The 16,120-nt window shown below is 56.4% G+C and carries 9 protein-coding genes; 4 read left to right on the forward strand and 5 right to left on the reverse strand.

What is annotated here, in order from left to right; all coding sequences use genetic code 11:
- Positions 1-7 precede the first annotated feature (7 nt).
- The 4 genes from G6R38_RS23545 (at position 8) to G6R38_RS23560 (ending at position 7,660) form a co-directional block, all read left to right on the forward strand.
- Complete coding sequence (locus G6R38_RS23545; protein WP_166831237.1) at positions 8-2,395, forward strand: hypothetical protein; 2,388 nt, start codon at positions 8-10, stop codon at positions 2,393-2,395.
- A 61-nt stretch (positions 2,396-2,456) separates the two neighbouring features.
- Entirely contained in the window at positions 2,457-4,199 is a 1,743-nt protein-coding gene (locus G6R38_RS23550; RefSeq protein WP_166831238.1) for a cytochrome c3 family protein, read from the forward strand.
- A 49-nt stretch (positions 4,200-4,248) separates the two neighbouring features.
- A complete protein-coding gene (locus G6R38_RS23555) occupies positions 4,249-5,802 on the forward strand; it encodes a multiheme c-type cytochrome (protein WP_166831239.1) in 1,554 nt (517 codons plus the stop codon).
- Between the two features lie 34 nt (positions 5,803-5,836).
- The gene (locus G6R38_RS23560; RefSeq protein ID WP_166831240.1) at positions 5,837-7,660 is read left to right on the forward strand and encodes a hypothetical protein; all 1,824 of its coding nucleotides are present in this window, start codon (positions 5,837-5,839) and stop codon (positions 7,658-7,660) included.
- Between the two features lie 78 nt (positions 7,661-7,738).
- Here the strand turns inward: G6R38_RS23560 and G6R38_RS23565 are convergent, their stop codons facing one another.
- From G6R38_RS23565 to G6R38_RS23585, 5 genes are read right to left on the reverse strand one after another with little or no spacing between them, the layout of a single operon-like run.
- Complete coding sequence (locus G6R38_RS23565; protein WP_166831241.1) at positions 7,739-10,585, reverse strand: tetratricopeptide repeat protein; 2,847 nt, start codon at positions 10,583-10,585, stop codon at positions 7,739-7,741.
- Positions 10,582-13,335 (reverse strand): hypothetical protein, encoded by a 2,754-nt coding sequence (locus tag G6R38_RS23570; RefSeq protein ID WP_166831242.1) that lies wholly within the window; start codon positions 13,333-13,335, stop codon positions 10,582-10,584. The genes G6R38_RS23565 and G6R38_RS23570 overlap by 4 nt, the downstream gene beginning before the upstream one ends.
- Positions 13,332-14,093 (reverse strand): hypothetical protein, encoded by a 762-nt coding sequence (locus G6R38_RS23575; protein WP_166831243.1) that lies wholly within the window; start codon positions 14,091-14,093, stop codon positions 13,332-13,334. Before G6R38_RS23575 ends, G6R38_RS23570 begins: the two co-directional genes overlap by 4 nt.
- A complete protein-coding gene (locus G6R38_RS23580; RefSeq protein WP_166831244.1) occupies positions 14,090-15,253 on the reverse strand; it encodes an AAA family ATPase in 1,164 nt (387 codons plus the stop codon). Before G6R38_RS23580 ends, G6R38_RS23575 begins: the two co-directional genes overlap by 4 nt.
- Positions 15,250-15,891: a hypothetical protein gene (locus G6R38_RS23585; RefSeq protein WP_166831245.1), complete on the reverse strand. Its 642-nt coding sequence runs from the start codon at positions 15,889-15,891 to the stop codon at positions 15,250-15,252. Before G6R38_RS23585 ends, G6R38_RS23580 begins: the two co-directional genes overlap by 4 nt.
- Between the last annotated feature and the right edge of the window lie 229 nt (positions 15,892-16,120).

A 16,120-nucleotide genomic window follows, 5' to 3' on the forward strand; every position in this document is an offset into this window, starting at 1 on the left:
CAATTGAATGTTGATTCAGTGGAAGGACCATCGCGGTTGGGCGTACATTTCGGCGGGAATTCTTCTCGTCGCCACGGTGACGTACGTCATCTATGCGTCGTCCAGTCCCAACGGTGCCCACGGCGGGAGTGTCGCCGGTCTGATTTACGGCATCATCGGTACATTGATGATGGTCTTCGCCGGTTTGCTTGCCGGTCGAAAACGCGTTCCGCATTGGCGGTTGGGCAGTGCGAAGTTCTGGCTCAAAGGGCATTTGTGGCTCGGTACGCTGAGTTTCCCGCTCATTCTGTTTCACGCCGGTTTCGGTTGGGGCGGACTGCTCGAAAACATTCTGTGGATCACCTTCGGCATCGTGGTCGTCAGCGGCTTTGTCGGCGTCGCCTTGCAACACTTCCTCCCGCGTTTGCTCACCAGTCGCGTGCCCTACGAAACATTCACCGCACAGCTTCCGTATCAGTGTCGACGGATGCAGTTCCTGGCCGACCAAGCGGTTGCGAAGTTGTGCGGCAAACTCGATGTCCGTGAAGACGACTTCTACCCAGAGTTCGAAAAACTCGCCAAATTCGGAGCGGAAGCCTCCAAAGACGAACTTCCGAATTGGCCGGATCAAGTCGATCAGAATTGGCGAGGGTTGTTCGTCGATCTTGGGAAGACATCGAAACAGAATGGATGGATCAACAAGGAAGATAACTTCCCCAAAATGATGGCGGAGATCTACGAGGGTCTCGACTTCAAACCACCCGCCAAAGCCAAACCAGCCGGAAAAAAAGGCCCGAGTCCGCTGGAACAAATGAAAGCGAAAAAGGCCGCCGCTGGTGGCGGGGCAGATGCGAGTCCGAAGAAGAAAGTCTCACCCCTGGAAGCGGCTCGGCAGCAAGCGGCCAAGAAGTCTGGCGATACAGACAAGCCCGCCAAGAAAAAATCACCGCTCGAATTAGCACGAGAACAAGCAGCCGCGAAAGCCGGAGGCGATGCCCCGGCCAAGAAAAAATCGCCACTCGAACTTGCCCGAGAACAAGCCCAAAAGAAAGCCGAAGGCGGAGACGCACCGGCCAAAAAGAAATCACCGCTCGAACTCGCACGTGAGCAAGCCAAGAAGAAAACCGAAGGCGAAGAAGCACCGGCGAAGAAAAAGTCGCCACTGGAACTTGCGCGAGAACAGGCTCAAAAGAAAGCTGAAGGCGGAGACGCCCCGACGAAGAAAAAGTCACCGCTTGAACTCGCCCGAGAACAGATCAAGAAGAAGACCGAAGCGGACGAAGCTCCCGCCAAAAAGAAATCACCGCTCGAGCTGGCACGCGAACAGGCAGCTGCGAAGAACAGAGACAACGATTCGACACCGGCTCCAAGAATGTCCACGGCGGACCCTGGGCAGATGGCGACGCTCAACTTCACCGCCGAGGAGATGGGAAATCTTGCCCGTCTGGCGGCGCAGGGTGAGTCGTTTGACGCCGAAGAGGAAGAAGCTGCTGACGAATCGCTGCATGTTCCTTGCCGAAACCCGGAATGCGATTATCAACTTCTGATCCCGAATCGGTCCCTGTTGGGGCGAAAAGCCCGCTGCCCGATGTGTCAGAAGAAATTCATCCTCAAAGAGCCTGTCGAAAAAGAACCCGAGGAAGAAGAAGTCTTGATGACCGCGGGCGTGGTCGGAGTCTTCGAGTCAAACCAAACCACTGAGATTGCCAGAATCGAAGAGGAACGCCGATCCGCCGCCAGCAAGCGACGCGAATCGCTGTCTTGGGATTTGGACGAATCACCGATTCCTACCAATGACGAACCGGAAAAACCGGCACCGACGAAGTCGAAGAAACGGTTGTCCCCTCTTGAGATCGTCCGGCAGCAAGCTGCCAAAGCCACCGGGGAAAACGCACCGCCGCCAGTGAAAAAGGCGATGTCGAAGATCGAGCAAATGCGAGCGGCCGTCAAAGCCAAAGGCGGAGCCGCCGCCAAACCAAAGCCGACAGCCAAGAAACCCGCCGCCGCAACTGCGAATGCAGCGGCCGGACAGTCGATTCAGATTCGCGGATTCGTCGCCCCACCCAAACAAAAAGGTCCGATCGTCCGTTCCGAGCATCTCAAGAAATTCTACTTGTCTCGGTTGCGGCCGTTCTTGGATTTCCGGATGCGTTCCCGACGGTTTCCGGAGTTTCAAACCGAGCAAAGCACGTCTCGCATGTTCAATCAACTGCGGGCGGAACTTCCCGGCGAATTGCACGGTGTGCTGGGTGAGTTGGAAGGCTTCGCGACCGAACGGCGTCAGTTTCGCACGCTGTCGCGAATCCACAAGTCGATGCACACTTGGCTGATTTTGCACATCCCCATTTCGATGGCGTTGTTTGTCCTGGTCATTGTTCACATCATCGTGGCGTTGCGAGTTGTGCCGCCGTTCTAACGGTTTTCCACGGTTTCCATGCCGCTCCGACAGTCCGACTTTTAGGAATTGACTCCCAGCAATGAGTGCCCATCGATCGAGCCGCGAACTCTCCGGACGGGTCGAGATTGAGTTCCACAAACGCCCTAACCCAATCAAACGAGCGGCCTGGTGGTCTGCGTTGGCAGCGGTGTTGGTTTCGCTGGCTTGGCTCGGCTACACCACCGCCAAAGGCGAAACAGCCATCTACCAAGGCGGTGACGTTTCGACGGCTCACGCCATGTTCGAGAACGACTGCGCGAAATGCCATAGCTTGTCGAACGATCTGCTGACCGGATCGAATTTGGTTTCCGCCAATCATACGGAAGGCACGTGGGCACCACTGCGACGTTTGTTGGGACTGAACGACGAAATTCACTCCGTCAGCAACGCTAACTGTGAAATTTGTCATACCGGTACGGTCCACCATTCCAACCAGCATCCAATGCACGGTGACGGGACAAACGAACTGTCCTGTGCCACGTGTCATCGGGAGCACGAAGGGGACATCTCGTTGGCCTCGATTGCAGATAGCCACTGCACCCGCTGTCACACCGATCTGGTGGTGCACACGACCGACGGCCCACCGCATTTCTCGGAAATGATCACCGACTTCAGCAAGCCCGACGGACACCCCGCGTTTCGGATCGAACAACTGATCGCGATGGACAAGGCCGTCGAACCGGCCCGTGACGCCGATGGAGAACCGATCCACCATGCCCATCGGGTCGTCGACTTTTTCAGCCGAGATGGTGAACCAGCCCGTTGGCAGGACACCGCCCGCATTCGCTTCAATCACCAAGCCCATCTCAAGGGTATGTTCAACGAGAACGGCGAACCCCTGACCGGAGACGAAGGCGAGGCCATCAAACGCCGCAAGGGTGAGAACGCCGGAGAACTGCTGGCGTATCCGCAGTCTTGTGCAGACTGCCATCAAGCGGACGAAGCCGGCCGTTACATGAAGCCGATCGTTTACGAACAGCATTGTGCCCAGTGTCATCCGCTCACGTTCGACGCGGAGAAGGTCATCAAGAAGTCGTCCGACGACGAAATCGAAGAAGAATTTGCAGTCACAGTGCCGCACGAGTCGCCGGAGATCGTGCGAGGGTTCTTGGCGGACCTGTATTCGCTGCGGGTGTCGAATCGCGGAGCCGAGCCCAAAGACACGAAGTTCGATCCGCTGGCCGATCTTCGGCAGGGTTTTCCCGGGGAAGATTTTCCGGTCACGCTCAACACGAAACTCGCGGAGGCGGTTCGGGAGCAAATCCGTCTGGATGAACGCGAATTCTATCCGCAAGATTTTGTCGAGAACGAAATTGCCCGCATGAAGGGCCAGAAGGTGCTCTTTAAAGAAAACGGAGCGTGTGCGTTCTGTCACGATGTCAAAACCACGTCCGACCAAGGTGAAACCACGCCCGAAATCGTTTCGCCGAACATTCCGGAGCGTTGGTATGCCCACAGTCGCTTCCAACACAACAACCATCGAATGCTGAGTTGCACGGAGTGTCATGCGGATCTGATCAGTGGCGAGCCCGTGTGGAAGAGCCACAGCACCGGCGATGTTCTGATGCCCGCGAAAGCTTCGTGTGCGAAGTGCCACGTCGGACGGAACACCTCCGTCCAAATCGATTCAGGGAAACGACTTGTGGGTGCCCGCTCCAATTGTGTCGAATGCCATACTTATCACGATCACGGAAAAGAGGACTTCAACGGCCAGCTAACTTTCGATTTGACCGCCGATCCCGCAAAGAAGACCAACGCAACGATGCAAACGGACACGAAATAAGATTAAAGATTGGTGCATCGCTGCGCATAAGGACCGACGGAGACTCCCCATGAACCGATTGATAATCAGATGGCAACTTGCCTTGTTACCGCTGGCGGCAGTCGGTCTGGCTTTGGCAGTCAGTCGCGGATATGGGGTTGAACCCGATGCTCCGATTCAACTAGCCACGCTCGTGGCCGACGCTCCCGTCCAAGCCCCCCAACCTGATGTGCTTCCCGATTGGCATGCCGATGCCCACAAGACGGAGTTCAAGTACATCGGGGCGTCCGGCTGTTCGGCGGCGAACTGTCACGGTGGCGATGCCCTGAAGGAAACGGTCGGCAGCGAACACAGCATTTGGGTGCAGAAAGATCCGCACGCCAATGCCTACGCGGTGCTGCGGAATGAAACTTCGGCCCGCATCATGGAGTATCTTGCTCGATCCAAACGGTACGCCGACCTCGAAGGTGTGCCGGCTTGGGAAGCGAAGATTTGCCTCGATTGCCATGCAGCCGCGTCCGATCGCTCGCAACTCGCGGCGGGACACAAGTTTTCGCTGCGTGATGGTGTGAGCTGCGAAGGTTGTCACGGTGCCGCCGAGAAATGGCTCGATCCTCACAAACGGTGGGACTGGAAGTTTCTCTCACCCGAGCAAAAATCGTCGCTCGGTTTCGTGAATACCGACGACCTTTACACCCGCTCGAAAATGTGTGCCGAATGCCACGTCGGTGCGGCGGATCGGGAAGTCAATCACGATATCATGGCGGGCGGACATCCACGTTTGAACTTCGAAATGGCGGCGTTCAGTTCGGTGTTGCCTCCGCACTGGAATCCGAATGACGATCGTCGTCGGCACGCGGTCAGCAATCCGAATACCTCGGCGGAAAACGTTCACTCAGCGTACTTCGCGAAGTTGTGGGCACTCGGCCAAGTCGCGGCAGCGGAAAAATCGCTGGAGCTTTTGGAAACCCGAGCTGCCGACAAAAATGGTGTTTGGCCGGAATTCACGGAGTACGGTTGCTACGCCTGCCATCACGACTTGCAACCGTCCGCATGGCGGCAAAAGGATCGCGGTTACGATCTCAAACCAGGACATTTCCCATACGGAACTTGGCAATTCGCCGCGTTGCCACTCGTCACCCATGGCACGAACGCCAGCGACTTGTTCGCGGAATCTGGCGCGTTTGAACAACTGCGGGCGGAAATGGGGAAACCGTCACCGAATCGGGAAGACGTGTTGAAACTATCCGCTCCGATTCGGCGTTCCCTTGCGGAACTCGGTCATCAAATCAATTCCCAGCCGATGTCCACCGAGATGATCGATCAGCTGTTGAAAGCCTCCACCAATGAAGGCCAGACCATCGCTGACAACAGTTGGGACGCGGCTTCACAAGTGTATTTGGCTGCGGTGGCGGCTTACCAAGGCATGATGGACGCCAACGGTCGCATCGCCCGACCGATTCCCGCCGACCACGACAACTTCAAGCGATTCCGCACCATCCGAGAACAACTGAAATTTCCCAATCCGTACGACAGCCCTCGAACCTTTGAACAACGAACACAGGATCGCGTCGATGTGATCCTCCAGCAACTCAAAGAGCTATCGCAAGCAATCGCCGACTAACGCCGCATTTGGTTCCGCATCAAGTGAGAAGACTATGCTTCAGAAACGATTCCGAAATTATCTAGTCGCTGCCTCCGCAGCGGTCTGCCTTGCGGTCAGTTGGACGTCCCCCGTCAGCGCTCAACCCACACTGAGTGGACCAGCGACCACAGAATCGGCAGCGGTTGTCAGTGATTGGCGTACCGAGAATCCGCATGAGTTCATCGGCATCATCCGCGGACGATGCGCTCAGTGTCATAACAGCGAACAAGGGGATGTTCGTCCGACAACCTCAGCGAATTTGCCATCATTCTTGCAAACGCGACTTCGGGGACTACGAAATGACGGCTGGATTCGAGGAGACGAGTTAATCATCTGGGGGGCCAACGACAAGCATACGCAAGCCTACACCGTGCTGCTTAACGAACGCTCCAAACAGATGGCGAAGATCTTGGGCGTCGTGGATTCCGATGGCAATTCACAAATTCACCGCGACGTCCGTTGCCTAACGTGTCACGTCGGGATGCCAGCCGAGCAGATGCTGGCCGCGAAAAAATCGGACGAACGACAAGCTGCCGATCAGAAAATTCTGGGTCACGAATGGCTTGTTGCTGACAGTATGATGGACGACGATCGCGTCACATTCGGCGTCAACTGCGAAAGCTGCCACGGGCCGGCTGGGACCGTCATCGGTGGAACCCACGAGGGTTGGGCCGGTATCCACGTCGATGCCGAAGAGTGGCGATTTAAACCCGCCGCCGAGAAAGAGAAAGATTATAGCTATTGGGATGTCCGATCGCCGGTTTCCAAGACCCGGATTTGCCTGTCTTGTCATCTTGGGAATGTTGCCGAAGGCAAAGTCGTCACTCACGAGATGTACGCCGCTGGTCATCCACCACTTCCGGGTTTTGAAACATCAACATTCATCCACCAAGAGCCGCGGCACTGGCGTGAGTTCGAAGAAAAATCAGAAATGATTCGAACGGAGTTTGAAGAAAAGGCTGGTGACAAAGGCGAATTCATCTCGCCCGAACTCAACCAAACCCAGGATGTGTTGATTGGTTCGGTCGCGAGCTTGGCGGAGTACATGAAACTCAATGCGGACTTGGCCAACAAAGAGGCCGAGTGTGCCGTGCCGAAACCGGAATGGCCGGAACTTGCGAACTTCGCTTGCTACGCTTGCCATCACGATTTACAGGAACGTGGTTGGCGGTTGACACGCCCACCGGTCCGCACGCCGGGACGTCCGCGACTCCATGAATGGCCGACCGCTCTCTCCGATATCGCGTTGAAACTCTCTGGGGCCGATCTCGACGAGTACGAACGATTGCGGAAAGCCGTCGATGAAGCGGTCGATCGACAGCCATTCGGTGAAGCCAGCCAAATTGATGTGGCGGCGAGAAACCTTTCCAATTGGTTGTTCCAGCAAGCCAAAGCGATGGAAAAGAATCCGCCGACACCGGCCGATGCCAAAATGGCTTTGAAGGAAATCGCCGAGAAGGGAGCCGACGAGCAACTCGATTACGATGCGACCCGCCAACTCGTCTGGGCGGCTGGCATTATCTACAACGAGCTCAATCCGCTGCCGCTCACCGAAGAAGCCAAGAACAACCGTTATAAAATCGACGCGGTCCCCGGTTGGTACAAAACCGTCACCGATCTCGACAAAACCCAGGAACTGCTTGCCCAGTTCGACAAGGTCTTCTTGCTCGATCTCCGCAAGGGACGCGATGCAGGTGTCATGGTTCCGGGGGAAAACGAAGACCGGCCGGTCGTCGAAGTCGATCTCGACAAGAGTCTGCCGCGAATCGGAGACTTCCAACCACGATCGGCGGCGGACTTGTTCAAGGTTCTGAAAGAACGACTCGCCACCGAGTGATCGAAACCGCACGGCATCGAAGTCAGAGAACAGCCAGCCGATCGACAGTCTTGCCGGTCGGCTGGTTTCTTTTCGTCATCACTGATTGATTTCGTACAGCGACAGATTCGATTGGCGGTCGAGAATCGCGAATTCGTTCGTTCTGACCGGCATCACCGCAACGGGATGGGCGAGGCTGTCCAGGATGGCGATCCGTTTGAGTTGGCTTCGGTTGGTGGTGTAGACCTCGATTCGAGATTCATCAGCCGCCACCAAATGACCCGACAACGTGAACGTCGTCTGCGGCGCTCTCAGTGTTTCGCCGAAAACTTGTCTGCGTGTGATGTCTGGCCACATCACCATGCCGCCGTTGGCCAGACTCACCGCCAAACGCAAACGGGAATTGGGTGTCGATCCGCTGAGCGAAGTCACCATTTCCTCAAATCGATGCCAAATGATTCCGCCGTTGGGCGAGGTTTGCAAAACGAAATCACCCATCCCAAAAAATGCCGCCTCTTTCCGCGCATGCCGGGGAATGCCGGCTGGATGCAAATCCTCCCAATCGTCCAAGTCGGGCACCGGTGTCATTTCGACGACAGGAATCGAATGCGATTTGATGGGCGTGCCATCCGGTGAAAACCGGACCAACTCGTACCCGAAATCCGTCTCCGACAGACTCACCGATTCCCCATGTGCGGTCTGGGCGATGGCAATCGTCGTCGCGGTGGCCCAAGGGGGAGCACTCGGAACCGCTCGATCGTAGACCCGAGATCCCAGTGGCCGTCCACCATCAAAGCCGATCACGTGCAACCAGACATTCGATTTTTCATTCCGCGCGACGGCCAACAAAATCGGCCGATTGGGGTCTTTCGCGATGTCGGTCCAATTTTGTCGATTCCAATTTTGTCGATTCCAATTTTGTCGATTCCAATTTTGTCGATTCCAATTTTGTCGATTCCAATTTTGTCGATTCCAATGTTGTCGATTCCAATTTTGCCGATACGGTCGCGAATCGAGAACCTCCCAACCCGTGTACGACGTGCCGATGCGGCCCGCTTGCCGACCGAGTGCGTAGAACCCGTGGTTGGTGGCTTGGGCATCGATCCAATCAACCCCTGGCAAGAATTCCTTCCAGCGAGTTCGCACAACTCGGCTATTCGGCTTGGTGATACGCCGTTTCGTCGATTGCTGAGTTTCTTGAATCTGCAAATACCGATGGCAATCGCGACTGAGCAACCGATCCGACGGAACCAACTTTTCAATCGCTTGCAACAGCCGTCGATCCGGCAAGAAATGGTTAGATCGAGAACCCATCAACTTGCGAGAAACCACCGACCTCGTCGCATTCGCTGCTAGTTCCCGAATTGTTTCCTGAGGATAGTTATTGGCGGCGTCCGACAGAACGGTTGCTAGCCACACCGTTGGTTCCGTCGGCATGACTTGCTCTTGAAGTTCCTTGATCCACTTGGCCGCATTCGCATGGTTCCCGGTTCGTCCCAGCAAACAAAACGTTTCTTTCAAACATTCGCGAGCCTGAACCGACGATAGCCAACCATCCTGAAGGACATAGAGGGCCATGTCCGGATCACCGAGTTCGGTCTCAAAAAGTTTCGCACTCCGGAGATAATCGTGGTTTTGATGATAGAACGAAGCCGCTTCTATGTATGCATGGTCCGCGGCATCGTGTTGTTCGAGTCGGCGGTAAATCCTGCCGACGGCTTCCATGTTTCCGAGGCGTTTGTAGATTGCGATGGCCTCGTTCCAATGTCCGCCTTCTTCGTAACACGCGGCGGCGTCGACGGAGTTTCCGAGGCGTTCTTCGTACACCACGGCGGCTTCGCGAAAGTATCCGCCAGACCGAAGTGTGGCGGCCGCCAACGCCCAATTGCCGAGAAGTTCCGCGTAAATGTATGCCGCCCGCCGATGCCGTCCCTGTCGGATTTCTCGGTCGGCCAACTCCCGATAACGAGCCATCAACTGCTGCTGCATCGTGGCGGACACATCCCACACATCCCCAGGTCCGCCGCCACCGGACAGCCGAAAGTCCACATTCCGTTCCCCTAATCGTCGGGACGGTGGAGCGACACCCCGCGGTGCATCTCCACCGATCGGCAACGCGTACCGTAACCCCTGATCCGGATCGGACTGCAACATCTGCATCAACCGGGAAAGTTCCTTCTGGCGTTTGTCTTGCCATTCCGGTGAAAGCACGTGAGACGCCCATGCTTCCAACCAATTCCACATCGTCGCCTGACCGGCGGTCGCGGGAATTTGGTCGGCAATCCATTTGGCGAACGATGCCAGCGGTCGCATCAGATAATTCGAGGTCCGCTGCACCATACCCGCCGATCGTTCATTGTCGCTCGGTGGAAGTTGATCGAGCGATTTCGATTGCGTCCCAATGTCACCCCGCGACTCCTGCATGAAGGATCCCACATCGAGCGGCCGCACGACTTCAACGGTGTTCAATCGGGAACTGTACGACACGCCTGGATCGGCTCCCGACCAATCGGCATTCGTTTCCGATGGTGGTTGCAACAGGTCGGCTAGCGTGAGACGATCGCCCGGATCGAACGCGACCAAACCGGCTTGCGGATGCCACACGAATTCCGTGTCACTTGGCCAATGACCTTGCAACTCCGCATCCGTCATTTGAGGAAGGAGTTCCGCTTCGACCGGCACATACAACTTCCCCGCGATCTCACCATACGCATGACACCGAAACGAAACTCGGGGCAAAGTCGAAGACAGCACACTCGCTAACACCCCAATCGGTGTGCGATCCGTTCGTGAGCGGGGCACGATGCGGACCCGGATCGCCGATGAGGGCACACCCCAAGCAACCATCTCCGCCAGCCAAGCCGACGCATCAGCCCCCGGTACAAACCAGGCAGACGCCTCACGCTGTGATTGCGGTGTGAAGCGAAGTTGCAATGTTTCGTTCATCCAACAATCCGTTTCACGAAAGGACGAAGAATTTCTTTGACGATGATTTCCGGATCGGTCGCCGAATGGTGGCCCAGGTAATACCGTGGCCCCCACATGCGGCCATCGCTCGACCAACCGGCGAGTTCGAAATCGGTCAGCACGATGGTCGCTTCCGGAATGCTTCGGTCGCTACTCCGCAGGTGCAGCAACCCCCGCGAATCCAAAAAGACTTGGCTTCCATCCGAAAAACTTGCGAATTTCAGCCGAATGCGAACATCTTGCGGTGTGTCATGCGGCCTGAAGAACGCATCTCGTCCGTCGGGTACAGTGAGTCCGTGATACTTGCGGATGATCAACTTCGTCGTTTCCTTCCTCAAGAATCCAAGTACCATCGGCCCGCTCGATCCGAATAGCATGAACAGTCCGTTTTCCGATTTCCTTTGTTCCGTCAGTAAGCCGATCGCGTGAAACTTCTTGCGAACATCGCGTTGCCGAACGACTTGGCGGATGTCCGGATCTAGCGAAAAACCCGGATCGGACCCGCACCGTGAGACTTCCTGATTTCGCGTGTTGACAATCCACAGTTTTGCATCACCGCGATGCCGCGAGGTTCCCGTGTTCACAAGGAGCCGTCGACCATCGTGCGAAATTCGTTTGACCTCACGTACGGGTTTCAATGGCTTTGAAAGTGGAAACCGGTGTCGGTCCGCGATTCGAAAAATTGCCGGTTTCAACATCAAGCCGAAGGGTCCGGATTCCCCTTCCACATCGAAGATCCTGACAAGGTGCGCCTCGGGAGTTGGTGGCAAATCCTTGAAGTCGAGTATTGTTTCAAACCAAATTTGGTCGCCGTCATAGAACACGGCGAAATACGATTTTCGCCCGATGAAATATCGCCCATTGAGCCAACGAAGCGGACTTGGTAACTCCACCTTGGTGAGCGACCGGGCATCGACCAATGAATGCGCGCTCACCGAGTTCCCGTAGATGACGAACAACACGCCGGTGTACTCGCAGACGCCGCGAACCGCGGTTTGAGTGGTCAGCAACACTGTGACGGCGACGAGATCGGTATCGAGGTCAATGGTCACAAGCCAAAGTTTTGATTGGCCGGGGTCACCAATCACGCATTGCGTGACACCGTTTTCGGCGAAGAGGCGGCACCAGTGCAATCGGCGTGATGGCAGATTGTCGGCGAGTTGCCGACCGCCCAACAACGGTCGATCCCAGCGCACGAGCCGCCGATCATTGGTGATCGACAACACTCCATAATTCCGCACCCGCCAAGTGTTTTCCGGTCGAATGTGATGCGACAATCGCAACGGAAACGGTGTGACCTTCCAAATCGCGGGTAGGTCCTCGGAGCGTTTGAGTTTCTCGTCCACCAACGGCAACCGTGGCTTTTCGGTTGGGGCAAGGAGTTCGTCGAGAGAAAGCGTTGCTTCCCGAATCCGTTTGGTACCAAACGGCGTGCGTTCGAAGATTTGGAATCGCCCGTCGCGGGAAATCGTCATCAGAAACGGAATCGGAACCGGCAGCGATGACAGCGCTTGTTGAAATTCCGGATCGCTGGCGACATCCTCGGCGGTAATCAGAATGGTATCGGTGTCCGGTTCATCGGGTTCGGACAGGGAACGTAACGCCGATCCGGGATGGATTTCCGGGCACAGGGCGTGGAGATGTTCCATCAATCCGTCACGGGTAGTGAAGTCCACGGGACGAAGTTTGTCACCGTCGGGACGGAACACGTTCACATGACCTTCGGGATCGCTCATCGCCAAAAGTGACAACGCCACCGACGTCGCAAACACTCGCGGCACACCCCACAACCGAATCCCGGCATCCACGATGATCCGACGACTTCGCGGCGGGTTTCGCGGTGGTGTTTCCCGACGCAGATACAACGCCTCCCGCATGGCGACCCGCATCATGAGCGTGTCGTCATCTTGCGCCAGCTCGCTGATCAGCAACCGATCGAGTGTGCCGCGATTGCTGATGTCCGACACACCCCCAATCGGCATTTCATCGCGGTCGGCCAGCGGTCGCGGCAACGACACGACGGCCAATAAATTCCGAGCCAACCGCACCATCCCAGCCAGTTCCTCGTCATTGCGAAGTTCCTCCAACAACTCCCGAATGGACTTGGCGGGCGGTGAACCGGACTCCACGGGGAGTACGTCCTGTTCCAAACTCGTTTCCATCCGCAGACGGAGAGCATCCGCATCAACGTGAACAGTCTCGAGCCCGTGAACCAACGCTTCCAATCCCGTGATGGACTTGTGGTTCGGTCCGGGCGCCCGATCTTCATCCGTCAACAGATCAGCCGCGAATCCGTTCTTCAGGGTCTGCGCCACCGATGTCGCGTTCTGAAAGGATGCCAATGCCGCCGCCGGGATGGATTCAAAGAGCATCGCGGCCAGTTCGGCTTTGACCGATGTGTGGTTACGAAGTGAAGGCGGTAGGTCGTGGATACTGCCAAGTTTGTCGGGGTACTCATGAAGCCAATCCCATGTGGTGCCCTGCAACACTGCAAGTTGTTCCTCCGTCTTCGGCCACGAATTCCGACATGCGGCGAGCAACATCACAATCGAGGCGAATGGTGGCAACTCGTTCGACCGCAATCGCGATAACACGGCTACGACTTCCTGACGAAACGCGATCGTGCGGTCATCTTTCCAGACGATCGCCTCGCCGTCTTCGGTCCACTTCCAGAACGAATCGGAAGCCGGACGAAGGTAATTGCGGATCGCTTCCACGTCGGTGTTCATGCTGGGCGTTCGTCTTTGGGAATTGTCGGTGACTCGGAAACGGAGCGACGCACCGCCGACCGCGTGGCTCGCACGAAGTCCTCGGCGGCAATGTGTTCAAAGCGTCCGTCTGGAGTCCACAGAATGAAATCCGGTGGTGCAACTCCGAAGGCTTGCATGAGCACATCGGTATCGACCGCCGGCGACCAATGCCACCCACAAGGAACCGCAATGCCATCTTCTTCGACGAACTGCGTGCCGGGAATCGGTGGCAACGGTGTTCCGCGAACGAGCACGAGGGGACCATTTTCATCGGTATCCTCCCGAGACACCACGAAGTGCCAACGGTCCAGACGGATTTGCGGTGCGGTGAGGGCGTACGCCATCCAAGCGGTCAGATGCGTTTGCAGGACGTTAGGTTCGCGAACGGTTTCACTGCGAACCAACTGCGGAACAACTCGGTTCGGAATCGCGGCTGGTATGGCGGCGATCGGCCATTCGATGTCCCAATGTGTCGCGAGCGGCTGCCAAGGTCCGTCTGGAAGATAACCATCCGGCACTTGCCGCCCCCATGGCACGAGTCCGCCGTCATCGAGTACGGAGAAGACTTCACCACGTCGCAAACTTCGCAGCGACACCGGCATTTCTGTCGAGTCCAAACGCAGCCACAACCACTCATCGACGACACAAACCGTCAATCCCGATAACGTCCGCACCGGTCCCAATTGCCCTCGATCCTCAAGCGGCAAACGAATGGCAAACCGATTGGGTTTCGTCACTCCGACAGTTCCAGTCGTTTCCAAAGTTGCTCCAATCGCTGTTCGAGAAATGTTCGCGGTTGCTCATCGGGAATCCATTGAATCCGCCCGCGAAGCACACCGAGTTGGTCCTGCACATACACGCGGCTGGTGTCGTCGAGCCCGTTCCCCTGAATGCGACTCTCCAGCCGATCGAGATCCGTCGCCAAGGATTCGACATTGGGCGTGTCGGATTGCTGAGCACGGGCGTGCGTTTGCTCATCGAAATCGGTGCGGTCGAGTGTTTCCTGCACGATCGTGCTGATGACGTCTTGCTGTTCCTCCGTGTCCCAAATGTGCCGAAGGATCCACAGGTCGGATGGCGAAACCGTCAACCGACCGCAGAGCAGGGCACTCGCCGCCTGCAAACGTTGGAGCTTGACCGCACGCCGATCCGAAATCGCAATCCCCGCATGACGCAACCGATGCACCAACTCCAAATACGCCGGCCGAACCTCCGAAAAATCCACATGATGAATCAGCGATTGCAAACCGAGAATTTCATCAACCGTCATCGCGGCCGACGTATTGGCGGGGGCTTTGGCATCTAACTGCCAACCGGCGGAAAGTACGTCGTTGAGTTGCTCTTGCGAGACGTTGTCACAGTGAACGCGAAGCAGAAACCGGTCGAACAACGCACCGAGGGCATCGTCTTCCGGCAGTCCGTTGCTCGCACCGACGACCATCAGCGTTGGAAGTTTTCGGGTTTCCCGACCACGACGGAAGACCCGTTCGTTGAGGACCATCAACAAACTGTTCAAGATCGCGCTGTTGGCGTTGAGCAGTTCATCGAGAAAGACGAAGGCCGCTTCGGGCAGCATACCTTCGGTGTTGGTGACGAGTTCGCCATCACGAAGTTTGCGGATATCGAACGGCCCGAACAATTCGTTTGGCTCGGTAAACCGCGTGAGCAAGTAATCGAAAACACGGCCATCAATCCGACGGGCGAGAGCTTGCACCAACGCACTTTTCGCGGTCCCTGGTGGGCCGAGAATGAAAAGATTTTCGCCGCCGATCAGACAGAGACCGAGCAAGTCGATCACTTCGTCTTTGCCAACGAACGATTGCTTCAGCGATTGCAAAACATCTTCGTTGAACCGGCGAATTTGTTCGCGGTTCTCGTCGGTGAGTTCGGTCGTCATTCGGGGGGAGATTCCTTGAATCGGTCGGCAATTGCAGAGACGGCCTCGGGAGCCAATTCTGGGTGTCCGCCGATGGCTTCGTTCACAAGCACGCGAGTTGGTTCATGATCGAGTCGTGACCAATCCTGTTGGGACAACACACGATCCCGATACATCAGCCGCAAACTGGGATGCGTGAAAACTTCGTCGAGATGCGTCGGCGAAACCTTCTTCATTCCGACCGACGAAAGCGGCCAACGGTTCGCCAAGTTTTGAAGCGATTCCGCGAGGACATCCGCCGCATTGGCAGCACGCACCCGGGTGTCGAGATCGGGTAGAAAACGGAAAAACAGATCGACGGAATAGTGAACCGAAGCCGTCTCCGCGGTCGGGCAGGGGATAGCAAGACCTTGCGTGACCGTGTTGGCATCAATCTCGCGAAACATCAGGTACTGACAGGCTTGATAGAATCGTGTCACCGCCCACAACGCGACGGCCATCGACAACTGCGGCGGTTCGCCGGGCAAGTTGAGCCGATACCGGGCCTCAAAGTTCTCGATAACCGCGGCGGCATCGGTGACATCATCGGGAAGATCGGGACCGGTCACGCCCACGCGACCTTCTTCCAGCATCGTGTCCACAATGGACGCAAACCCCATGACCGCCCCCTCTTTACAGCGAGATCCCGTCTTGTTTTTCTGTCGCGATTGGCGTTGGGTTCTCACAGAGTGAAGATCGGTTTTCGAACTCGCCCCATAAACTCAACACGACTGCATGAAAACATCTGTCCATTCTGGCGAGACACTTCCCAAAAAGAAACGGTTCAGGGGAATGTCAGGGCGGTTGTGAGATCATGACGCGATTCACTCTTGAGGAGTGCGCATAAAA

Origin of the sequence: Thalassoroseus pseudoceratinae (genome assembly GCF_011634775.1) — a bacterium.
In the GTDB taxonomy this organism is placed as follows: domain Bacteria; phylum Planctomycetota; class Planctomycetia; order Planctomycetales; family Planctomycetaceae; genus Thalassoroseus; species Thalassoroseus pseudoceratinae.

Bases quoted from the DNA above. Each gene is read 5' to 3' on its own strand.
- G6R38_RS23560 (WP_166831240.1), top strand. From the start codon at position 5,837: ATGCTTCAGAAACGATTCCGAAATTATCTAGTCGCTGCCTCCGCAGCG.
- G6R38_RS23585 (WP_166831245.1), bottom strand. From the start codon at position 15,891: ATGGGGTTTGCGTCCATTGTGGACACGATGCTGGAAGAAGGTCGCGTG.
- G6R38_RS23550 (WP_166831238.1), top strand. From the start codon at position 2,457: ATGAGTGCCCATCGATCGAGCCGCGAACTCTCCGGACGGGTCGAGATT.
- G6R38_RS23580 (WP_166831244.1), bottom strand. From the start codon at position 15,253: ATGACGACCGAACTCACCGACGAGAACCGCGAACAAATTCGCCGGTTC.
- G6R38_RS23570 (WP_166831242.1), bottom strand. From the start codon at position 13,335: ATGAACACCGACGTGGAAGCGATCCGCAATTACCTTCGTCCGGCTTCC.
- G6R38_RS23555 (WP_166831239.1), top strand. From the start codon at position 4,249: ATGAACCGATTGATAATCAGATGGCAACTTGCCTTGTTACCGCTGGCG.
- G6R38_RS23545 (WP_166831237.1), top strand. From the start codon at position 8: ATGTTGATTCAGTGGAAGGACCATCGCGGTTGGGCGTACATTTCGGCG.
- G6R38_RS23565 (WP_166831241.1), bottom strand. From the start codon at position 10,585: ATGAACGAAACATTGCAACTTCGCTTCACACCGCAATCACAGCGTGAG.